Origin of the sequence: Pueribacillus sp. YX66 (assembly GCF_041725775.1) — a bacterium.
Taxonomy (GTDB): Bacteria; Bacillota; Bacilli; order Bacillales; family UBA6769; genus Pueribacillus.
Map to the genome: position 1 here is coordinate 27,018 of NZ_JBEUEL010000020.1, position 21,991 is coordinate 49,008.

26 protein-coding genes, 2 tRNA genes and 1 pseudogene are annotated in these 21,991 nt (G+C 37.4%); 24 read left to right on the forward strand and 5 right to left on the reverse strand.

Translation table 11 applies throughout. The features are described from left to right. The first annotated feature begins 72 nt into the window (after nt 1-72). The 17 genes from ABU914_RS09925 (at nt 73) to ABU914_RS10005 (ending at nt 12,178) form a co-directional block, all read left to right on the forward strand. Complete coding sequence (locus ABU914_RS09925; protein ID WP_379669574.1) at nt 73-324, forward strand: type II toxin-antitoxin system HicB family antitoxin; 252 nt, start codon at nt 73-75, stop codon at nt 322-324. A gap of 29 nt (nt 325-353) precedes the next feature. Continuing rightward, nucleotides 354-542: a type II toxin-antitoxin system HicA family toxin gene (locus ABU914_RS09930; RefSeq protein ID WP_379669603.1), complete on the forward strand. Its 189-nt coding sequence runs from the start codon at nt 354-356 to the stop codon at nt 540-542. A 57-nt stretch (nt 543-599) separates the two neighbouring features. Continuing rightward, nucleotides 600-2,114: a vWA domain-containing protein gene (locus ABU914_RS09935; protein WP_379669575.1), complete on the forward strand. Its 1,515-nt coding sequence runs from the start codon at nt 600-602 to the stop codon at nt 2,112-2,114. Between the two features lie 339 nt (nt 2,115-2,453). Then, complete coding sequence (locus tag ABU914_RS09940; RefSeq protein ID WP_379669576.1) at nt 2,454-3,401, forward strand: tyrosine-type recombinase/integrase; 948 nt, start codon at nt 2,454-2,456, stop codon at nt 3,399-3,401. Between the two features lie 55 nt (nt 3,402-3,456). Further along, the gene (locus tag ABU914_RS09945; protein WP_379669577.1) at nt 3,457-4,140 is read left to right on the forward strand and encodes a hypothetical protein; all 684 of its coding nucleotides are present in this window, start codon (nt 3,457-3,459) and stop codon (nt 4,138-4,140) included. A 1,234-nt stretch (nt 4,141-5,374) separates the two neighbouring features. Then, on the forward strand, nt 5,375-6,649 hold the full coding sequence (locus tag ABU914_RS09950) for an amidoligase family protein (RefSeq protein WP_379669578.1): 1,275 nt from the start codon (nt 5,375-5,377) through the stop codon (nt 6,647-6,649). A gap of 44 nt (nt 6,650-6,693) precedes the next feature. Next, entirely contained in the window at nt 6,694-7,623 is a 930-nt protein-coding gene (locus ABU914_RS09955) for a class II glutamine amidotransferase (protein ID WP_379669579.1), read from the forward strand. A gap of 27 nt (nt 7,624-7,650) precedes the next feature. Continuing rightward, nucleotides 7,651-8,103 (forward strand): JAB domain-containing protein, encoded by a 453-nt coding sequence (locus ABU914_RS09960; protein ID WP_379669604.1) that lies wholly within the window; start codon nt 7,651-7,653, stop codon nt 8,101-8,103. A gap of 50 nt (nt 8,104-8,153) precedes the next feature. After that, on the forward strand, nt 8,154-8,276 hold the full coding sequence (locus ABU914_RS09965) for a hypothetical protein (protein ID WP_379669580.1): 123 nt from the start codon (nt 8,154-8,156) through the stop codon (nt 8,274-8,276). Between the two features lie 126 nt (nt 8,277-8,402). Then, nucleotides 8,403-8,711, forward strand: a complete 309-nt coding sequence (locus ABU914_RS09970) for a gamma-glutamylcyclotransferase (RefSeq protein WP_379669605.1) — start codon at nt 8,403-8,405, stop codon at nt 8,709-8,711. Continuing rightward, the gene (locus ABU914_RS09975; protein WP_379669581.1) at nt 8,684-9,046 is read left to right on the forward strand and encodes a hypothetical protein; all 363 of its coding nucleotides are present in this window, start codon (nt 8,684-8,686) and stop codon (nt 9,044-9,046) included. Before ABU914_RS09970 ends, ABU914_RS09975 begins: the two co-directional genes overlap by 28 nt. 35 nt (nt 9,047-9,081) lie before the next feature. Further along, nucleotides 9,082-9,312 (forward strand): hypothetical protein, encoded by a 231-nt coding sequence (locus ABU914_RS09980; protein WP_379669582.1) that lies wholly within the window; start codon nt 9,082-9,084, stop codon nt 9,310-9,312. Between the two features lie 3 nt (nt 9,313-9,315). Further along, entirely contained in the window at nt 9,316-9,627 is a 312-nt protein-coding gene (locus ABU914_RS09985) for a hypothetical protein (RefSeq protein ID WP_379669583.1), read from the forward strand. A 222-nt stretch (nt 9,628-9,849) separates the two neighbouring features. Next, nucleotides 9,850-10,017: a hypothetical protein gene (locus ABU914_RS09990; RefSeq protein ID WP_379669584.1), complete on the forward strand. Its 168-nt coding sequence runs from the start codon at nt 9,850-9,852 to the stop codon at nt 10,015-10,017. 509 nt (nt 10,018-10,526) lie between these two features. Beyond that, entirely contained in the window at nt 10,527-11,192 is a 666-nt protein-coding gene (locus ABU914_RS09995) for a hypothetical protein (protein ID WP_379669585.1), read from the forward strand. A gap of 461 nt (nt 11,193-11,653) precedes the next feature. Continuing rightward, complete coding sequence (locus ABU914_RS10000) at nt 11,654-11,827, forward strand: hypothetical protein (protein WP_379669586.1); 174 nt, start codon at nt 11,654-11,656, stop codon at nt 11,825-11,827. Nucleotides 11,828-11,980: 153 nt separating this feature from the next. Next, nucleotides 11,981-12,178 (forward strand): hypothetical protein, encoded by a 198-nt coding sequence (locus tag ABU914_RS10005; RefSeq protein ID WP_379669587.1) that lies wholly within the window; start codon nt 11,981-11,983, stop codon nt 12,176-12,178. 89 nt (nt 12,179-12,267) lie between these two features. Here ABU914_RS10005 and ABU914_RS10010 read toward each other — a convergent pair whose 3' ends face one another. The 4 genes from ABU914_RS10010 to ABU914_RS10025 are packed head-to-tail and all read right to left on the reverse strand — an operon-like array spanning nt 12,268 to nt 15,490. Beyond that, on the reverse strand, nt 12,268-13,461 hold the full coding sequence (locus ABU914_RS10010; RefSeq protein ID WP_379669588.1) for a portal protein: 1,194 nt from the start codon (nt 13,459-13,461) through the stop codon (nt 12,268-12,270). Continuing rightward, nucleotides 13,461-13,658 carry a hypothetical protein gene (locus ABU914_RS10015; RefSeq protein WP_379669589.1) on the reverse strand — a complete coding sequence of 66 codons (198 nt, stop codon included), beginning with the start codon at nt 13,656-13,658 and terminating at the stop codon, nt 13,461-13,463. The genes ABU914_RS10010 and ABU914_RS10015 overlap by 1 nt, the downstream gene beginning before the upstream one ends. Further along, nucleotides 13,630-15,078 carry a phage terminase large subunit gene (locus ABU914_RS10020; RefSeq protein ID WP_379669590.1) on the reverse strand — a complete coding sequence of 483 codons (1,449 nt, stop codon included), beginning with the start codon at nt 15,076-15,078 and terminating at the stop codon, nt 13,630-13,632. The genes ABU914_RS10015 and ABU914_RS10020 overlap by 29 nt, the downstream gene beginning before the upstream one ends. Beyond that, nucleotides 15,056-15,490, reverse strand: a complete 435-nt coding sequence (locus ABU914_RS10025) for a hypothetical protein (RefSeq protein WP_379669591.1) — start codon at nt 15,488-15,490, stop codon at nt 15,056-15,058. The genes ABU914_RS10020 and ABU914_RS10025 overlap by 23 nt, the downstream gene beginning before the upstream one ends. 203 nt (nt 15,491-15,693) lie before the next feature. Here ABU914_RS10025 and ABU914_RS10030 point away from each other — a divergent pair. The 5 genes from ABU914_RS10030 (at nt 15,694) to ilvD (ending at nt 19,590) form a co-directional block, all read left to right on the forward strand. Beyond that, a tRNA-Leu gene (locus ABU914_RS10030) sits at nt 15,694-15,783 on the forward strand. A 105-nt stretch (nt 15,784-15,888) separates the two neighbouring features. After that, nucleotides 15,889-15,974 (forward strand) — tRNA-Leu (locus tag ABU914_RS10035). Between the two features lie 280 nt (nt 15,975-16,254). After that, nucleotides 16,255-16,755 (forward strand): hypothetical protein, encoded by a 501-nt coding sequence (locus tag ABU914_RS10040; protein WP_379669592.1) that lies wholly within the window; start codon nt 16,255-16,257, stop codon nt 16,753-16,755. 394 nt (nt 16,756-17,149) lie between these two features. Continuing rightward, entirely contained in the window at nt 17,150-17,830 is a 681-nt protein-coding gene (locus ABU914_RS10045; protein WP_379669593.1) for a FadR/GntR family transcriptional regulator, read from the forward strand. 89 nt (nt 17,831-17,919) lie between these two features. Continuing rightward, complete coding sequence (gene ilvD, locus ABU914_RS10050; protein ID WP_379669594.1) at nt 17,920-19,590, forward strand: dihydroxy-acid dehydratase; 1,671 nt, start codon at nt 17,920-17,922, stop codon at nt 19,588-19,590. Nucleotides 19,591-19,765: 175 nt separating this feature from the next. Here the strand turns inward: ilvD and ABU914_RS10055 are convergent, their stop codons facing one another. Further along, nucleotides 19,766-19,888: a hypothetical protein gene (locus tag ABU914_RS10055; RefSeq protein ID WP_379669595.1), complete on the reverse strand. Its 123-nt coding sequence runs from the start codon at nt 19,886-19,888 to the stop codon at nt 19,766-19,768. Nucleotides 19,889-20,536: 648 nt separating this feature from the next. On the opposite strand from ABU914_RS10055, the pseudogene ABU914_RS10060 reads away from it, so the two are divergent. Both ABU914_RS10060 and ABU914_RS10065 read left to right on the forward strand, forming a co-directional pair. Then, nucleotides 20,537-20,838: pseudogene (locus ABU914_RS10060) on the forward strand (ATP-binding protein); the annotation flags it as partial. A gap of 241 nt (nt 20,839-21,079) precedes the next feature. Further along, nucleotides 21,080-21,868: an HAD family hydrolase gene (locus ABU914_RS10065; RefSeq protein ID WP_379669597.1), complete on the forward strand. Its 789-nt coding sequence runs from the start codon at nt 21,080-21,082 to the stop codon at nt 21,866-21,868. Nucleotides 21,869-21,991 lie beyond the last annotated feature (123 nt).

Genomic DNA, 21,991 nt, shown 5'->3' on the forward strand with positions numbered 1-21,991 from the left:
CGATAGTATGTCTACTTTTAGAGTAGTCGCATTATCGGCTTTATGTTTTTTCAAAAAGAAAGGAGTGATTCAATGGAGGAGTTAGGGTATAATAATACTGAGGTGATTTTCATGAATAGATCATTTCCAGTGTTATATGAACAGGATGAAGATGGCTATATCATAGCAACTTGTCCTATTTTAGAAGGTTGTTATTCTCAAGGTAAAACATTAGAAGAAGCTTCGGAAAACATAAAAGAAGCTATTAAGTTATGTCTTGAAGAGTTAGACGAGGAAGAAATTCCGAACAAAAAAATATTCTTCGGTGAAGTGGTAGTGCCTTGAGTCATTTTCCTTTATTGTCTGGGGAAAACATGATTAAGGTGCTCGAGAGAATCGGTTACAAGGTTGCTCGTCAACGAGGTAGTCATGTGAGGTTAATACATGATAATAAACCACCGATAACCGTTCCACTCCACAAAGAACTTGGAAAAGGATTAACTCGCAAAATCATCAGAGATGCGGGTTTGACAGTGGATAAGTATATAAAGTTAAGTAAATAGTTAATTTAAAAGCCGATAGTATGTCTACATTTAGAAGTAGTCGTATTATCGGTTTTTTTGTTTGAAAAATGGAAGGAGGAAGATAATATGTTTAAATCGTTGCGCCATCAAAAACGAGAAGAATTAAAAGAAACATCTGTATTGAACACGGACGCTTTTGATAAAAGACGGTTCGAGCAAATATTTGGTATGTCCGAACGTTTGCAGTCGATTGAGGAGTTAGCAAAAGTTAAAAGTTTGCCCATGTTCAAAGGACTTCTCGGTGACATGTGGGCGGGATTGTTTAAGTTAAGTCCTGAACTCAAAGAGGATGTTCCTGAACACCTAGAAGCGAACCACTCAATCATGAACAAAATCATGAGTGAGGAGTCGTTTCAGGGCATAAGAGAAAAATCGAAGCTAGACGATATGTTCTCGGCTATTGGTGCAGTACGATTCGGTGAAGAAACTTACCATTGGTTAATGGAACAAAAAAGAAGGAACGAAGAGTTAAGTATGGCGATGGAGGAAGCGCAAAAGCAACTTGAACATAGCCGACAAGACTCTGATGAATCCGATGAAGGTGAACAAGGAAGTGGTGGAGGGGGAAATGAAGATGCTCTAAATCAAGCGATGTCGGAATTTGCTCAACAGATGGGTGAAGCGTTAGAACAAAGTCAGAACAGTTTCTCGAGAATGGTAGCTAATGCTATCGAAGAAACGAGAGAAACTGAACAGAACTTGAACGCTATGATTGGTGGAATAGAAGCGGGTACAGGTACTAGTAAAGAATTAAATAAAGTGCCATTGAGAGATAAAATAAAACTCGCAGAAGTAATTTCAACCGATCCTGATATGAAAGAAATAGCTGAATGGGTCGGGCGTTTCGCTAAAATCGCTCGTACTAAACAGAAGATGAAACATAAAGATAGTACGGAGCAAAGTGGTGTAGAACAAGGGAATGATTTAGCTAGGGTGCTACCTAGTGGATTGGTTCAATACACGAACCCCGCTACCAAAAACGACTTTCTAAAGCGTTTTGCAGAAGGTCAACTCATGCAATATGAACAGAAAGGGAAAGAAAGTTTGGGACAAGGTTCAATCATACTCTGTCTGGATCAATCGGGGAGTATGAAAGATTTGGACAATCAAGCAAAGGCTTTCGCTATTGCTTTAATGGCGATTGCTAAAAGGCAGAAGCGAAATTTTGTGTATATTCCGTTTAATTGGAATGTAGGAAATGTTAGAACTTTCCCTAAAGGTAAAATCACACCCTCTGAAATTGTGGAAATCGCTCGTGAATTTATGGGCGGTGGCACTGTTTTTACAGACCCTTTAAAAACAGCACTCAACTATATAAAAATGGACAGGTACAAAGATGCTGATGTTATCTTTGTGACTGACGGTGAAGCTGGGATAGGTGAAGCTTTTTTAGAGAGGCTCAATGTAGAGAAAGAGAAATTAAAGTTCAATGTTCTCTCGCTTGCTATTGGAAGCATGGCACAAGTGAATACACTTGAACTCTTTTCTGATAGAGTTGTTAAAATCAAAACCTTCGATGAAGATGGAGCTTTTGAGGCGTTTGAGGTATAAAGGAACGACCTCATAATTTGAGGTCGTTTTTGTCCTTTTTGTTAATTCTACATACATATGAGGTTTAATAGCATTTTTTCTAAGAGCGAAAAACACTACACAAATACTACACATTGATTTTATAAACCTTATCATATCAATGCTTGTAGGCATAGTTCAAAGGCGGTTGCCGCCTCCACTTAGTAAAGCTCTGCCGGAGTGGCGGAATAGGCAGACGCACAGGACTTAAAATCCTAAAGAGTACTCACAACATGAAAACCTTGATATAATGCGATTTTACAGCTCCATTCTCCAAAGGATTTGAACCAAATCCTACGAAGCTAAGGGAGCTGTTTTTTAATGTCTAAAAACTTCAAAGAAACTTTAAAAGATGGTTTACAATTTGTTTTATGGACAAAGCGTTTAGAGGAAAAATCAGAATTAACCATCAGAGATTACAGGCAAAGAATATCAGAATTTATCAATTTCCTTAAAGAGAATTATCCAGAAATTAAATTTGTAGAGGAGGTTCAGAAAAAACATTTAAGACACTACATTGAAGAAATGGATGCAAGAGAACTTAGCAACACAACTATTAATGGTAAGCTGCGTTATATTAGATCATATTTCAATATTCTAATAGAAGAGAATCTAGTAAGTGAAGATTTCAGAAACCCTTTGGACGGTGTTGCACTTAGGAAAGAAAAGTTTGACGACAAACGCCACTTATCTAATGAAGAATTAGAGAAGTTAATTTCATACCCAGACAAGAGAACATTTACTGGAATCCGTAACTACGTTTGTATGCTTTTAATGCTTGGAACAGGTATAAGACCATCGGAAATGTTAGCTTTAAATGTTGACGATTGTCAAGAATATCATATAATTGTTAAAGAAGAGGTATCAAAAAGTGGAGAAATGAGAATACTGCCATTGTCAACAGGTCTTCAAAGAGAACTCTATAAGTACATCAAAATAAAAGGAGACTGGGGAGGAGAGATTCTTTTTCCTAATCATGAAGGAAATAGACTTTCTACTAGAGGTTTGGGATACGCTATAAAGAAAATAGCAGATGAAGTGGGAATAGATAGAGATTCTGTTGGGACTTATTCATTTAGACACACGTTTGCTATTAATTATCTTAGAGAAGGTGGAGACCCTCTAAAACTTCAGAAACTTCTCGGACATACGACTCTAGAAATGACTAGACGATACGTTAGATGGGATATAGAGGACTTAAAGAGCGACTTTGATGAAAGATCAATAGCAGAAAAATTCATTAAGAGGAAAAATAAAAGGAGACGATAATTTCATGAAGAATTCTTATATCACTAAGTCTTATGACGTAGTGGAGAGAAACAGAATGACTAGAGACCAAGCACTTCCAGGATTTCCGTATATCTCATATAAAGCAGCTCAAATGGTTGAAATGGCTTACAGTTTTAAATTACTTTTAAGAGACAATGCCTTGGAAGCTTTATACAGAGACAAAAGCCGTAAAGTGAAGTCAACGGTAGACATGACTAATAAAACACTCCGAGATATAACCACGAAGGGTTATTTAAAGACTTTATCTCTGGGACATGAGTATGGAAACATGTACACACTAGACGAGTTGGGATTTGACTATCTCGGAGTAAGACCTTTTGACACCAACTTCTCACGTAGGGACTTGATTAGATACTATGCAGTCAATAGAGTATTCAGTGATCTATGCTTTGAGTACAGAGAAAATCATACAGTAGAATGGGTTACTGGAGGAGAAATTGGAGACGCTGCTTCTATTATATGGGAGGACAGTACACGAAGAAAGGCGATTAGAAGTGACGTTTGGGTATTCATTCAAAGCAACTTCAGACACGATAGAATGGAGGAAATTGTAGAAATCCAAAGTAAATACACAAGAGAAAAAATAGACGATTTACCAGGACCAGTAAGTGTAAATGCTGTTAGTGTAGAAAGAGATAATTACACGTTGAAGCTTGTAGAAGATGGAAAAGAATGTATAAGTAACGATGAGGTTGAGAAGTGGGTGGACGGAAGGTAATGGGATTCCTTTATTGGAGTCCCTCTTTTTTAGCCCCCAGTGACTAAATTAAAAATTCATCTTGAGACAAGTGGGGTCGGTTGCTAGTAAACACCTATACACGGAACACAGGAGTCGATTTTCTCGTCCCCCGCCCATCGGGAAATAACGGGAAATAGTCAGGAAATAATGGGAAATAAAAAGAATAGTCTAATTATTTCCAGGAAATAGAACACTCGTTCTTTTATTTCCCGTTATTTCCCTTCATTATATATCAAAAAGGCGAAAGGGAACATATGTTTTATAACTGTTTGAATGGGAACACTCGTTTTAATAGCATGTAACAATCCGAACACACGTACTAAAAACGAGAAAAGTTAGGACTTTAAAACTATTCTACATACGAACATAAGATCTGTTTTTGATCATGGGTACACAAAACAAGCGAAAATATGGGACTTTAAGCTCAAATATTGCATAGATACTTGCATAGTCGGAAAAAATGTTTTATTATGAAGTCAGTCGCGAGGGATTGCAAGCGACGATAAAAGAAAATTAAAAAATGTTAAAAAAGGTATTGACTAACCTATAGCGTATATGTTATAGTAAAGTCAGTCAGTCAGACGGCAAGACAAGCCGACTAACTATATACTATCGTATACGAGCGTATGTCAATATGCTATAAACCTTTAGAGATAGCGAGGACAAAGACGTTACGGTACAATGACGGTGTATAGATAGTTAAAATTTTTCTTTACCGTTTGATTGAAAACTTTAACATTTAATTGAAAATATGTATTGACTAGTCTATACACTACATGTTATAGTGTAGACAGTTGAAAAAACTGTGAGGTGATTAGTGGAAAGTGAATTTTGCTAGCAAATCCGCTAGGGTTACGGCTCGATCGGGTTTGTTAGCACCAAAAACAACATATAGATATATAGCGTCAACATTAGTATGACGTTACGTGAATAAACCACGTTATAAAAACCTGAAGGGGTTACGGGAGATTGACCGAGTGACAGAAACGGAATCGTTTGCACCGATAGCCTGCTAGGTTAGCCACGATATGCAGTAAAATCGGGGGGGCTAGAACCGCATAGACGGGTAAGGGGATCGAACTAGGATACACACTACATCTAACAAACTAGGTAAAACACATGCCTGGTTTATGCTATTGACTATATCGACTAGTCAATAGTATACGCTAGGTATGTAAACCTAGAATAAAACAAATCGAAAGGATTGATAAAAATGACGAACATGAACCTGGAAACAGGAACGGCGTGCGAAAGGGGTGATACTGAGGAAACAGTACATACATTAGAATGTGCGTGGTGTAGTGAAGAAATGGAAGAAGCTTACGACACGACAAAAGACGGCGAAAAGCTATGCGAGGACTGTGTAGATAATGATACCGTATCGTGTGACCAATGTTATGAGCTAATCCATGTAGACGATTATTACACTGTGCATGGCGCTCCAATATGTTCAGATTGTAAAGATGACAACACAGTAGAATGCGACAACTGCGGTGTTCTGGAGTGGGATAATATCGCTCACTCAGACGACAGTGTAACGGTATGTGACCGTTGCTATGATTTGAATTACACAAGGTGTTACGAATGCAGTGACATACTTAGACTTGATGAAGCATTACTCGACAGACATGCAGATCCATATTGCACACATTGTTACGTTGAAGAAAGCGACGTAATCAATGATTACATGTATAAACCTATTCCACGCTTTTATGGTGTAGCAAGTGAAGGAGACTACTATGGTGTAGAGCTGGAAGTGGATACACCGAGCGGTGAATATGTAGACTTACACGATGCTGCTGAGTCTGTTCTATATTGGGCAGAAGATGAAGCATACAACAAGTATGATGGCTCGCTAGACGACGGGTTCGAGATAGTTACACACCCGTTAAGTTTTGACTATCATATGAACGAAATGGACTGGGAGGAAATACTGAATGACTTGAGATACAAGGGGATGAGATCTCACGACGTCGGCACATGTGGAATTCATGTGCATATCAGTAGACGTGGGTTCGGTGACACAGAAGAAGAACAAGACGAAAATGTGTCAAAACTTCTCGCAATAGTTGAAAGAAATTGGGACGAGTTCGTGAAGTTTTCGAGAAGAACAAAAGGACAGCTCGCACGTTGGGCAGCCAGCTATTGCAACTTCTTAGAGGTAGATCCAAAACGTGTATGTGAAAAAGAATTGTTGTCGACCGCAAAACGTACGGGCAGGTACTTTGCGGTCAACCTGGAAAATACTCACACAGTCGAGTTGAGACTGTTTAGAGGTACACTTAATATTAACACTTTTAAGGCTACTATTCAATTTGTAAAAGCTATACGTGACTTAGTAGTAACTCATACAATGGATGACATTAAGGCTATGGAATGGAATGACGTAGCTAAGTATCTGGAAGAGCGTGGATACGAAGAATTAAACAAGTACCTGGAACAACGTGGGCTATCATATGGAGTTAGAAGTAATGATATTCCTGCATAGTCAATAGATTACTCTAATAAAATTATAAAGGGGATTGATATTTAATGTGTAGATTAGGCGGAGTAGTTTTAACGAATAGACCGAGATCAGTTGACAAGTATCGTCAAATTAGTGAGGACTTGCTTGGAATGTTAGTCAAGATGGAAGATGCTTTAGGTGGTGATGGAAATAGTCTCACGTTCCATTATCCTAACGGCACGTATCGAATTATTAAAGAACACCGTAAAGTAAACCGTTTATTCAGCCGCTTCGACGAGATACAGAAGAACCTAATGGACGGAGCAATTATCGTACAAATGCACGCACGATTAAGTACATGCGGACCTAGTGAAAAACATGAAAATATGCACCCGTTCGTACATGGAGAAATTATCGGTTGTCATAACGGACAAATTTACGACAAGCATATCTGGGATGAGTTGGAAGAAAAGTACGGTATTCAACCTTATTCAACAACAGATAGCGAAGCTATGTTTGCAGCTATGTCTATATATAGTCCGACACTAAGGCCAAAAGGTTTGCAAAACGTTCTGGATATGTTGGAAGGGTCATACGCAATCACGGCGGTGTCGAAGAAAGAGCCGAATATGCTCACACTAGTAGCAGGGGATAATCCGCTTGCGTATTGGAATAATCGTAAAGAAGGAGAATTTTGGTATGCAAGCACCGTAGAATTGTTTCCAGAAACATTGAACATACCGACACGAAAAATTAAGAAGAAGTACGCATATGGAAAAAACAAAGGTAAAACGTATACAACAACAGTTAGAAACGTTATCGAATTGGAAGAGGGTGAGGGGCTATATATACGGTCACATAAGCGTAAAGTAACTATGGAAAAACATCAGTTTGATACGTGGGGAACGTATTATAGTCCGTACAGCAATTGGAACTTTGGATCAGCGTGGAGCGACGAGTGTTACGGATGGACGGACGAGGATATAGACGAACTGGAGAGAAAGGGAAGTCTGTAATGGCTTCTCTTTCTGCATGAAAAGGGGATATGTGTAATGGAAAAAATCAATGTTTATACAGTTAAACAAGTGAAAGAAAAGACTATCGACTACTTAGATGATATTACAGTCAACAGTCCAGAGGACGCTTACACGCTATTTAACAGAGTGTTCGATCTGAAAAACAAGACGAAAGAGCATTTTGTCATGGCTTGTCTGAATATAAAGAATAAAGTAGTAGGGCTACACGTTATACATATTGGATCGATTAATATGTCACTGGTGAGTCCTAGAGACGTGTTTCAATCAGCTTTATTAAACAATGCTAAAGGAATAATAATAGCTCATAATCACCCAAGCGGAGATCCAGATCCGAGTCGTGAGGACATTGAAGTGACTAAGCGTTTAGTTGAAGCTGGCGACATGTTAGGAATTGATGTCCTGGATCATATCATTATAGGCGATTGCTATATAAGCTTACGTGAAAGGGGGCGTATGTAATTAATATTGAAGAAGAAATCAGAATTAGACTGAGTGAAGAAGGCGTTGAAATGTCTGAACAAGAAATCAAGAAAACAAAAGAGAACTTCTTGAACGCCTTATACATGGTAGGATATTGGGATATTCTTGATGAAACAATTCAGAATACACTTGACGAAAGGGAAAATGTGTAATGCTAATGTTCACTTATGGAACGCTTAAAGATCCGCTACGGCTGGAACAGGACGGGGCGATTATCACAGTAGAAAATGCAGTAGTACAAGGATTTAAAATGTATTCAAACAAAAGGCTTCTTTCCAATTACTAAAAGGACAGGAAACACGAACGACGTCATCTATGGTACATTGTTTTTCATTCCGAAACACGTTATCACACAATATTACGACAGGATCGAGGGCTACATTCCAGGACGAGATCCAAAGCTAAATATGTACAATCGTGAAAAGGTTAATGTATCCGTAAATGGAAGGCAAGTTGAAGCTGAAATGTATGTAGCAAATGAAGATATGTTTGAAGAACTTTATGAGGACTCAAACTTAGTCGAGTCTGGAAACTGGGACGACGTGGGGAAAGCGTTGTCGTGTTTACGATTGGGAGTGGTGACATGAAAGAAGCATTAAACAAGCTTTATAGTCTTAGAAAACAGTGGGAAATCAAGCGAAATAGCGCAGTGAATAAACAAGTTAGGGGAATTGTAAAATATTCAAAAGAAGTGGATAAGATCGATCATATTCTGATTGGAATTAATCTTACTATAAACGAACTTGGAGGGGGTGATCTATTAGTAGAACAATCTGATACATGTACTGAATGGTGTCCTAACTGTGAAAGTGAAGTAGAGTTACCGTATGAATTTAAAACACATAAATGTCCAAATTGTAATGAAAGAATACTTCCGTGTGCTCAATGCTTTATATCGAATTGTCAATATTGTCCACTTTAATATTAACTACTCAATAGAATATAGGGGGTTATTTAATGGAAAAAGACAGGTATTTTTACTATGACGGAGAAAATCCGCCAATGGAAGTATCGATCCCTAAGCTTAAAGGGACGAATGGAACTAGTCGTTTCATGGTGGACCACGTTTTAATGAAAGGCAAATCCGACAGACAGTATAACGCAGTCATGGGTAAACGTTACGGAGTTTTTCGTAATCCACTACTATTTGAAATTCTCAATTCTAAAAAATGTTTGGAGGTTATTTAATTTATGGAAAAAACAAAGAAATTAGCTACATTTAGAATGATCGTAGAGGAAGCAAATAAAGCAGGTGTTACCGAAGTACCTATGAAGACTTTTGAAAAGTTTTTAGATGTTTTAGGACAGACTACAGCACGTAATGAAATTTTAGAAGAAATTATATTTGAACAAACTGGATGGAGTATGCTGGAATTGGAGTTAGAAGAAATTAAAAAGATTAGAAAACATGCGGAAAAATTAGACGATAGAGAAAGGAGTGAAGGTCTGTTTGATATTTTGAAAATAATGGAAGTTATTTCGGATATAGAGAGGAGAAAATAGATGAGTGACGTAAGACTAAACTCTAATAAAGGAGAATTTAAAGACGACTTTAATAGACTTAAAAGATTCGTGGAAAAGGAATATGAAATGACTGTTACAGAATTTTGGACACATACACACTAGATGACGGTGATTACGTACTCGTCAAATTATTTTATAGATAATAGAAAACCTAGAATCGTTTTGCTATACTGAAGGCAAAAGTGCTGGAGGAGGATAGGGATGTCTGTACCTTCTGGGGGATGGCAATCTGATTCTGGGTTACTAGACATTGTTGACGACGCTACACACTATAACGAACCTAGCTCGTTAACTGTGATTGCAGTATCTATCGCAGTCTTAATAGTTGTGTTTACATTTTTATATTTAAGTACTAAGGACAAGGAGTAGCTGGATGAGGTACAGGGGAGTTAGGGGAAATTAATACACATAAATACACGTTAATACAAAATTAATACACCAGAAAAGCTTGTTGTGACGGGCTTTAATACACTTTTTCGCTCTCCTGTATTAAGGTTTCAGTAAGGTAAGAAAAACAATTTTATACAATTAATATACTTGAATATTCTGAAAAAAAAAACGGGGTTTTTGAATCTTTAAAATTCACTTGACATTTGACAAGGTTGAGTGTATTATAATAATTGGATAATTGTGCTTACGCCTCTCCTACTAATAATATATTAGTAGGTTAAATTATATAATATAATTGTCAGAAAATTCTGCACAATAAAATAAAATATTTTTTAGGGGGTTGATAAATTCTTAATACAGGCTGGTGTAAAAGTGTATTAAACCCCGCCGTTATACGGTTTCTAGGTGTATTAAAAGTGTATTAATTGCGTATTAAGAGTGTATTAATTATACTAGTCAATAGTCTAGTCAAGAAAGGGGAGTTTGTTTTGCATTGCAAAGTATGTAAAACAGTATTAGAAAAACCTAGTTACCGTCAAATATTCCCACACTTTAACTTTCCTGCTCATAGTACAGAAGATTGGGAGATATGTAAGCATGGACTACTTGAGCAGAATATGTCACCTGCTTATCAATTCTTGAAACAAGCAGTCAATTTATCGTCAAAAGCAAATGATTTTCCAGACATTAAAAACTTACTGAACGACAGCAGCAGTAATTTTGAGTTGTTGCTTCAAATTGATCGACTAGGAGAAATGATCGCTATTTCTTTCCCAGAGATTGAAATAATAATTAGTGATAACTTTATTCCAGCGGAAGTGCAACTTGATAGATACACATATCAAAAACTAGTTGCATATGAACTGGAGAAGAACACACGTGATCCAATTTTTCTTCGGAATACAACGAAAGAGATGTTTGAGTGTACACAAAAAGGGGAAATGAATTTAAGCAGTCCTTTCTATTATGGAACAATTCCCGTTAGCAGAACTTCTCAATCAATTCGTGTTCCAGTAGAGTTAGTGCGAACGTTACGTTACCCTTTTATACATAGGGAACGTTCACTAGAAAGAATATTAATGGAATACGCTGAACATCTTAACGTGTCGCCCAGAAACGAAGATATAGCCTACTTAATATTAAAGAGAGTATAAGACCTTCAAACATCAGAAGGCGTGTAAGAGGAGAACGTGCGTCGTATACAGTAAACTACGTCAACATGGATCATCTTCCAGGCGATAAACGCTCCGCTATTAATAAGGCGTTGCAAAGCATTGACACTTCTTTTATAAGACAAGCCGCAGTCGGGATGGATAACAAACCCCTAACAAGCGTACGAGTGGACTATTCCGATAAAAAAGAGATTGATAAACTCTCAAAAGAGCTTCACGTCCCAGTCTACAAAGTCACGACAGCATTGTTATTATATTCTAATTATGTAAAAGCTTGACAAACTATATGACTATATTATAGAGTATGCAGTATAGGGGGAAGTAGGGATCAATCTGATTAACAATCTTAATCACTTCAAAGAATTTCTATGGTTGTTAGCTGGTACGGGAATTATAATGTCGTTTATTTATCTCGTTGACAAAGCACTATAAGGAGGACGACTATGACACCTAAATACAGGGAAGGGGACATTCTCGTCCATAAACACAATAGCGTTATAGGAAAAATAACTGTGATTGCTTCAGATGATAAATACTATATCGTCGAGAGTCATGGAGAAGTTTACCGCTTTTCTCACAAGCATTTAGAGCATGAGTGGGATAAGAAAGAGGGATAGAATGACACGTAAAGAATTGGAGGATGAAAAAGTTGGAACAATGTCCGATCTGTGATACATGGGTCGTTACAAGTTGCCCATGTTGTGGGACGATTTTCTGTCCCGACTGTTTTATAACCGAACATGAACTGGAAAGTGAGGGAGGGGAGTAGCTTGACTAATACCGATTATTTCATACGTAAATTCTCAGAAGCTGGTTTAAGTATACAAATTACAATCGAAGACGATAGCATTGTGGATATAATTGTCCCTAATGGAGAAAGATACGAATATTTTCGTACAAGAGATGTTGACCTTCATACAGCATTAGTCCTTATGGTCGATAAATTATCTGAAGAAGGTTTTTTATGATTATTTTATTAAAAATGACATTTTTGTGACTATATTATTAATCGTAATGTAAGATAGGAGGAGAAAACTAGCTTGCTAGAGTTATACCCTTACCAACAACAAGATTTAAACTTTCTCTCCCAGTGGGGACGATCTGCAAATTTTTCCGAGCCAGGAGCTTCTCCTAGATAAAGAGGTGAGACTCCAGTTACAAGTTCGATATTTTTCTGAATCATTTGAATTAAATTTACTACCCATCCTGGAGCAAGAACTCCGTCTAGTTTTTTAATTGAATTTATGTCGTCAACAGGTATAGTTAATCCTGGTTGCCATAACTTGTTCGCTAAGTCTTTGATATTTCTAATGCCAGACGCATTTTTATCGACAACCAGTTGTCCGTTAGCAAGTGCTACGTTTTCAATGACCAATTGAAGTAATTTGTTAACAATAACCTGCATCTCAATAAGCTGTTCAGCTTCACCCATTCCCCAGAAACTTTTTTGAATTGGGTAGTTAAGACCTCGAACGAATGGATATTTGCCATGCATGTAGAAATTTTTGTCGTAAGATAAAAGAACATTTCCTGCTACTACAATCCTAACTAACCCGTCATTTTTATCTTTCTTCCAATATTCGATTAGAGTTGCTTGCCGCTGTCTCGGATCTTCATCGTCTTCGCTGTCGTAAACACTAATTTCAGTATTCATTTGGTCGGCAACGACTTGATTTGCTTTCTCTGGATACCGTCTTTTGATGTATTCTATTGAACGCTTCATTGCTGTGCCACAGAAGTCTGCATTTTGTAAGTCATCTACTTCGTTAGGGTCAACAAAGAAGTTTACGGGATCAACAATTTCAAACGCAACGTCTCCTAGACCATTTAACTTATGGGGGTCGAAAAACACCTTCCATATGCTTGTTCCAAACTTTAAACGTTCACGTTCGCCTAATTGCAACGATTTCTCAATCCCATTTTTCTCTAATATAATTTTTACAATTTTAGTTAAATCTTTTGCAGTCTCTTCTGTATCTGGACGTGTAGGTAGGACGATGGGGTCTGGTACGTTCGTAGTCAAATAAGGCATCAAACTTTCAACTGTCGTAAACACGTAGTTGATTGTAGGCTTTATTCGATCCTTATCTACCTTGATTCCCGACCATTGATCGTTTTTATAGAATTGTTCGTATTTACGCCACTTATCGTGCAAAGGCTTTTTAGCTTGCATGGCATATCGATAATTGTCCCAAACTTCGCTTACAATCTGTTCTTCACGTTTACTAGATTTGGCTTGTTTTTCATCCATCATTCGTCACCTCCCTCGTAAGAGTGAAATCCATCACTGATTTCATTAATCCATTTCTTTGCATTTTCATACTTCATACGCCATTGTTCAGCTTCTTGTCTTGCTTCAGCTAACTGCTTTGATAAATAAATAATCTGTTCATTTTGTGCGGCAATCGCATTTTTTGTATTAAATAAGACCCGAATAAACTTCAACACGATCTATATCCTCCTTGCCATCTTCATAGAAGTCTGGTAACGGTGGTGGCACTGAAGTAACCATCGAAGCAACAGAGACGTCGTGATGTCTTGGAATCCCCATAATCATATAGCGAAGGGCATCAACCGTGTGATCCTTATAGGCATGTGGTTTTTCTGGTTCATTCTGTCCAGGCTTCGCTTTCTGCCATCTGTATTGGGAGAGTTCTTCTATTAAATGTTCACATCGTTCAGAGATCACTAACTTAGGTTGACCATCTTTATTTTTCTTTAAATATTCCGAGATTTTATGAATACCAGCATGTAAATCATTGTTTCCAGGAATTACTGGAACACCGTGACGCAGGTACTCTCCACGTACAGATTTCCCTGTTACCGCATTTCTGTTTTGTGTTGAAGGGTCAATCCAATGTCCAAAAATTGAAGTGTCCTTCGACATAAACTTAATATTAGCGGCGTGGTGTTCTACGAGCTGGTTCGTTTCGTAATACTCTTGGTAAACATAAAGAGTTCCTGTATCTGGATTAACTGATCCCCATAAAGCTGCCGTCGGATTATGCAGACCATGATCCAGTCCAAAGTAAACAGGATGCTCTGGATCTGGATTAACGTGTGGAATAACATACGGATAAGATGAATGAAAATCTGGGAACACTTGTCCTTCAAACGCAGACCAATCTGCGTAAATGTATCTCTTAACCCAACTTTCTGGATAGCTGTCCAGAAGTCCTTGTACATAGTCTTCTGGAAGGTAAATATTCTCTGTTGTCGGAGCTTGAAAATAAGAGTAATTTTCGCTTTGATTTTGTACAAACTTAGAGTACACCCAGCTTCCACCTTCTGGGTTCGTTGTTCCAAAACCTGTACGTCTGGGAACATTATTTCGTCGAAGGCGAGACTCTAGCATCATCCAAATATCCTCAGCCACTTCAGAAAGTTCATCTATATAGAAGAAACCCAGATTTAAACACTTATATTTATTTGGATCGTCCATAGATCGAAAGATAACAACTGATCCATTGTAGAATTCAAGTGAGTTCTCGGATTTATTGAACGCTGTCTCTAATCTTCCACCTTTTAAAACAGGGTGGGGGACAACTTCCAAAAATGTTCTTTGTGTCGTATCTCGTAAGTTTGGATATGTTTGTGCGCCAACTAGTCCAAAATTATTTGGATACCTAAGAGCTAACTGAATAGCTTCTTGTGATCCGCATAGCGTTTTTCCAGAACCGAAACCTCCAGCATATAAACGATACTTCGCATTAGAAGCGTGGAAATCAGATTGAGCAGGAAGAGGGTCATAGAATTGCTCTAAATATCCACACGTTGGACAAAACCCCCACCACGTATCTGAACCTTCTTTGTAGGGCTTTCCACACATTTTACACGGATGCTCATTATAAGGAAGAAATTCTGTCATTTGAAATTTCCTCTAAATTCACAATATCTTGTTGTTTATTCCCTTCGTCAGGGTTTGGAATATTGTTTACTATAATAATGTTTGGAGACTTCGTTTCTTTCTCTTCATTAGAGATTCTCATGAACTCCAACAACATTTTCTGTTGTCTTCCTTTACCTTCAACAGCTTGATTGAAAATTGTATTCAAAACCTCTGGAAGCTTCGCTACGTAAAGGTCTTGCATGTTTTTCACAGCCCAGCGAAGAAAAGAAGGATCATTCATATACTTTCTATATTCATTCAAAGTGATTCCTAAAGACTCCGCCTTATACGTATCGGGCATATCTGAAAACCCTTCATCCATCATTAAGCGGACTAATTCTTTAGCTGTATCGTCCTTTTCAAATGTTTTCTTTATTGGAAGCTTTTCCATTGGCAACCCTCCAATTCTTAATAAATTATAACACTTATTACATACGCAATCAACTATGCAGTTATATCACAAAAATAATTTTTGAAAAAAGGTGTTGACAAGGGGGACAGATTTCAGTATCATGAAATTGTTGTCATTTTACTTACGAAAGGATCAAATACTTTCATCCTAATGCAGCAAAATGGAGCTAAACCGCATAAAATGCCGGAGTGGCGGAATAGGCAGACGCACAGGACTTAAAATCCTGCGGAGGGTTTACCTCCGTGCCGGTTCGAGTCCGGCCTCCGGCACCAATAAATTAATGTTTGGTCTAGCCCACAGAAGTGGATGTAATTAAATAGTGCACCATTTCTAAGAGGTACTTAACGTTAAGTAAGTACCATTTTTAACTTTATTTTGCCGGTGTGGCGGAATAGGCAGACGCGCGGGACTCAAAATCCCGTGTCCTTTATAGGACATGTCGGTTCGACCCCGACCACCGGTAGTATAAGCACGTAAAGACGACGTTTTAGCGGTATTTAAACCGTTAAAGTGTCGTCTTTTTTAATGCATGCTATGAAGCCGGTAGTAGCGTTCTAATGTTTCAGGTTACATGGACTGAAAAAATATTTAGAAGCGATAAATTGATTTGTAAAAAGTTTTTTTCCATATTCAAGCAATGCACCGGTCAGCTCTAATGTTCTACAAATACATTCACTTTCATAAGTAATTTCCCATAACTTAATGTAACAATAATTAATTAAGAATGGAGAATATGAAAGAGTATGATAAAATTTTTATCTTTTAGTGGTTATGTGACAGAGATTAGTGATTTTATGGTCACTTTAAATGGTGAAGATTCAGGTTGTTATAAATTAATATCTGTTAATAACGTTAATAAAGGTTCTAATTCTTTTATCCATTTTGTCGTATCACCGACCACTTATTTTGTTGACCATATTATTGTGTCTGAAGGGGATTGGATAACGGGATATTATGATGGAAATGCACCCGTTCCATTAATCTATCCACCACAATATCAAGCTCTTGTCGTAGTCAAAGAAAGCCCGTATCAAAATGTAAAAGTTGATCACTTTGACCAGAATTTGCTAAGCAGTGACGGGCGATTAAAATTAAATCTTTCTTCTTTTACTCAACGATTATTGACTAACGGTCAACCCTTCACAAAAAATCTTGCAAACCGTAATCTGATTGTTCTCTACGGCCCTGTTACAAAAAGTATTCCAGCGCAAACAACTCCTTATAAGATTATCGTATTGTGTTAAATTGTCAGATTCCTTTCAAGTAGGAACAGTCACTTTTCTTATAATTCGGAACTACTTTTTAGAAGCAACTTGTTCTCGAGCCATATTCTTCGCCACAACTGAACCGCCTTCTCTTGTACGAGCTAATTCGATAATGTCTTCGATTTGGTACACGATGAAGTTGTCGGCGAAGCTTTTACTCTGATTAACTTTGGGAAGATCTTTTCTGATTGTTCCGCGACTCCTTTACTTATGGACAGGCTTAAGAAGTGTATGAAGTAATGAACTCCTTTTTTGTCGGACAATCTAGACGTTCTCCAAGATAAATAACCTTTTTCAATAGTGGGTATACAACGCATTATCAGTAGACAACTTGTATGTTATACTAAAAAGAAAATAAGGATTGATAAGATATATGAATCGAAGGAAAAGGCTTTCCGATAGTATTGCTGATGATATTATGTCGATGATCATGATTGAAAAAAGATTTTGTCCGGGTGATAAACTTCCGAATGAAATAGAGTTGTCAGAGGAACTGAATATAAGTAGAACGACACTTCGCGAAGCCATCCGAATATTAGTTACGAATGGTATTCTCGAAATCGAAAGAGGGAGAGGGACGTTTGTTAAAGAGGATCTTGATATTAGCAACACCGTACCCTCATTTCAAGAACTCTCAAATGAAAAGATCAACGCAAAAGATTTGTATGAGATGCGCTTAATCTTTGAGCCAGAAGCAGCTTATTATGCGACGTTACGAGCTAGTGATCCGGAGTTGAAGCGGATTTTAGAGTACGGAAAGCAAATTGAAGAAAAAATTAAGCTAAATCAGGATAGAACAGAGGTGGAGCAGAAATTTCATAAAGCGATCGCAAAGGCAACCCATAATGAATTTATGGATAAGCTAATGCCAGTTATTTTTGAAGCGATTGATAAAGGTGTAACGTTATCAGAAAAAAATGAACTCGTTGCAAAAGATACGATTAATGACCATAAAATGATTATAGAATTTATGCAAGCCCGCAATCCTGAAGGGGCGAGAAGTGCAATGAAAATTCATATTTTACGTGCGTTGAAAGATTTAGGGATTGAATAATTAAGGCTGATTGTCTTACAACCTATTTACAGTAGACAACAAACGATTTAAAATAGAATAATAAGTTTAAAATAAAGGTGTGTGTTCAGATGAGAAGTAATATGATAAAAATTGGTGTTGATCGTGCTCCTCACCGTAGTCTTTTATATGCAACAGGAAAAGTAAAGCCGAAAGATTTAGAAAAACCATTTATTGGTGTTTGTAATTCCTATATCGATATTATTCCTGGTCATGTTCATTTGCGTGAGTTTGCGGATGTCGTAAAAGAAGCGATTATTGAAGCAGGTGGAATTCCGTTCGAATTTAATACAATTGGGGTTGACGACGGAATAGCAATGGGACATATCGGAATGCGTTATTCCTTACCAAGTCGCGAACTCATTGCTGACTCAGCCGAAACGGTCATTAATGCGCACTGGCTTGACGGTGTTTTTTACATTCCGAACTGTGACAAAATTACACCAGGTATGCTTATGGCTGCTGTTCGTACGAATGTTCCTTCCGTTTTTGTATCGGGTGGACCAATGGAAGCAGGCGTAAGTTCAACAGGTAAACAAATTTCCTTAACGTCTGTATTTGAAGGTGTTGGAGCGCATAAATCAGGTCAAATGTCTGCGGAAGAGTTACTAGATATTGAAATGAATGCTTGTCCAACATGTGGTTCATGTTCCGGAATGTTTACGGCAAACTCCATGAACTGTTTAATGGAAATGTTAGGTGTCACACTTCCCGGTAATGGTTCAATCGTGGCAACAAGTGAAAAGCGTAAAGAGTTAATCTTCGAAGCGGCAAAACATTTAATTCGTATGATTAAAGAAGACATCAAGCCACGAGACATTATTACAAAAGAAGCGATTGATGATGCATTTGCACTTGACATGGCAATGGGTGGATCAACGAATACCGTTCTTCACACATTGGCGATTGCGAACGAAGCTGGGATTGAATACAATTTAGAGGATATTAATAAAGTTGCTGCTAAAGTTCCTTACTTAGCAAAAATTATGCCAGCATCTGACATCTCAATGGATGATATTAATAAAGCTGGCGGTGTAGAAGCAATTATTAATGAGTTAACAAAAGTTCCTGGAGCTATTCATCCAGAACGAATAACGATTACAGGGAAAACGATTGGTGAACTTGTAAAAGGTCATGAAATTACAAATACAGACGTGATCCGTACGAAAGACAATCCTTACAGTCCCGTAGGTGGCTTATCTGTCCTTTATGGAAACATTGCACCAGAAGGTTCTGTTATCAAAGTAGGTGCAGTTGATCCATCCATTAAAACATTTACAGGTGAAGCGATCGTCTTTGATTCACAAGATGAAGCTCAACAAGCTATCGATGATGGAACCGTTCAAGAAGGTCATGTTGTCGTTATTCGCTACGAAGGACCGAAAGGTGGTCCTGGTATGCCAGAAATGCTTGCACCAACGTCTGCTATTATGGGTCGTGGACTTGGTACAAAGGTTGCGCTCATTACAGATGGACGCTTTAGTGGTGCATCACGAGGCATTTCAATCGGTCATATTTCACCAGAAGCTGCCGAAGGTGGACCGATTGCGTTGATTGAAAATGGTGATGTAATCGAAATCGACCTTCCGAACCGAACAATGAATGTAAAAGTGTCTGATGAAGAATTGGAAGAACGTCGTAAAAACTTAAAACCATTCGAGCCAAAAATTAAGACGGGATGGTTAGGGAGATATTCTAAACTTGTTACAAATGCCTCTAAAGGCGGTATTATGAGTATTTGATTTTTATAGTCTAAAAAGAAGTATATCCTCACAAACGTTGCTTTATCAATGTTTGTGGGGGTTTTTTATTAGAAAATCGTAAGTGGCATCGTTTGTTTGTTGGAATCAATTGTTTCGATAAATTTTTCGATTGTCGGCGTTAAGTAAGTGTCAGCCCTTCTAATAAAAACGGTTTTTATCTTACTGTATTGCTTTGGAAGCTTTTTAAATTGGATAAGCCCATTTTTTTCATTTGTTTTACTTCTGATTTTGGAACGAATGCAACACCAAGTCCCATAACTGTACTGCGTAAGATCATTTTTAATGTACCGAACTCCATCATTTTTTTGGAGTCATGTTTTGATCTTTAAACCATTTCATTAGACGTGCTCGATATACACAACCTTCATAAAACATAAAATACACTTTTTTTAATCTTCGAGGTAGATAAATGATTATCAGAAATTAAAACAAGCTCCTCTTGATACACATCCGGAGGGAAGGTTGTTTCTGTAACGAAAGCGCCATCTAATTTAAAACATCGGATACTAACGATTCTGTTACTCCTGTAAATAAAATCAACGTTTTTATATTTTTTAACATAGCTGGACAAAAATATAGGCTTTGAAACTAGAGTCTTAACATGGTCCTTTAAGTATTGCCACAGCACTCTTTTATAATAGAGTTTCTGTGGTGCCTTCTCTGAAAGTAGTAATTTGATATCATAATATTTATCTATTTTTGATTTTCTTTTTCTTGTAGTAACCGGTTGATAACCGATGAAATATTTTTCAACCGTACGGCAATCAACGTTAAGATTTTTCGCTAATTGACTTTATTAATTTTCATTTGCAGACTCTCCATAAATTATTTTAAATTTTGGCAAGTCTGTAAGCTCTTTTGCTTCTACTTCTGTGTTGACATCTAATGTTACATGCATAATATCCACTCCAGTCTGAACGAACATTCTTTTGAATTGAAGTTTGAGAAATATGATTTAGTGGTGATTGATGAACTAGGATACATCTCATTTGATAAGGAAGGTGCAGAACTTCTTTTCACCCATTTAGCGGGGAGAAAATCAACCATTATCACAAGTAACTTACCGTTCCTTAAATGGCAAGACATCTTCCACGATCCTTTGACGGCGGCTCTGATTATAGGCTTACGCATAAATCGCACGTCATTAATATGAATGGACCTTTATACAGAATGAAAGAAACAGAAGAATGGATCTATGCTGGAACAAATAAAGTGGATCAAAATTAAATTGCGAAGTGGATCACTTTTCACTTGCGAAATACACAAAACTTTACTAAATCGTTCCCAACCTAACTTTCTTGCTTGAAAATGCCCAACAAATTCTCAATCGCAGCATATGTCATAGATTGTTTTCCGTATCCTTTTAAAAATAACGATCAAATCTTAACTCAATCTATACATGAATTTTACTGAGTTTTAATATTAAGGTGATATGCTTAAATTAACTAACAATTTGGAGGTGATAGACATGAAAATACGTGCACTGTTTATTGATATGGATGGCACACTTCTAAATCGTACAAACACAATTTCTTATCGAAATTTGATAGCTATCGACAAACTTATAAATCAAGGGGTTAAAGTTTTTCTAGCAACTGGACGCCACTATGAAATTACAAATCCTTACCACAAAGCAATTGGGTTAGAAACGCCAATGATCTGCTTAAATGGTGCAGCGATCCATGAAGCAGGGGATGGAAATTTTATAGAAATGCATCCTGTTCATTTAAACGAAAAGCGATTACACGATTTAACCGCTGACCAACCCTATAATGTTTTAATTCATACTGCGAATGGACTTTACTGTAAGGAAATAAATGATGATATCATCCATTGGGTAAACGTTGGAAACATTCCACCTCGCTATATCGGAGACTTAAGAAAAGCAAACTATCCAGATGTTCTTAAATACAGTGTGCGAACAGGTGGACCGAACTATGAATTATCCGCTTTATTTAAAGAAGAAGCCAATGTTATCGATTGGAATGATGGTTTTGAAATTGTTGCTCCAAACATTTCGAAATGGACAGCAATAAAAAACTTATTAGATCAATATCAAATCCATCCAAATGAAACAGTAGCAATTGGAGACGGTCCCAACGATATTGAAATGCTTCAACACGTAGGTATTGGGGTTGCAATGGGGAACGCCAGCAAAATAGTTAAAACTGCAGCCGATGTCATTACAGGTCACCACGAAAATGATGGTTTAGCTGAGTTTATTGAATATTATCTCCTTCAATCACGTGCAATCTAACCCTCCTAGGAAAGACTTCATCTCTCTTTCCTCATCCCATAACTTCACATCTTTCATAAAACCGAAAAAGCACCCTAATAGGATGCTTTTCATTAATTATTTTTCGTTCTGTTAATGACTAAG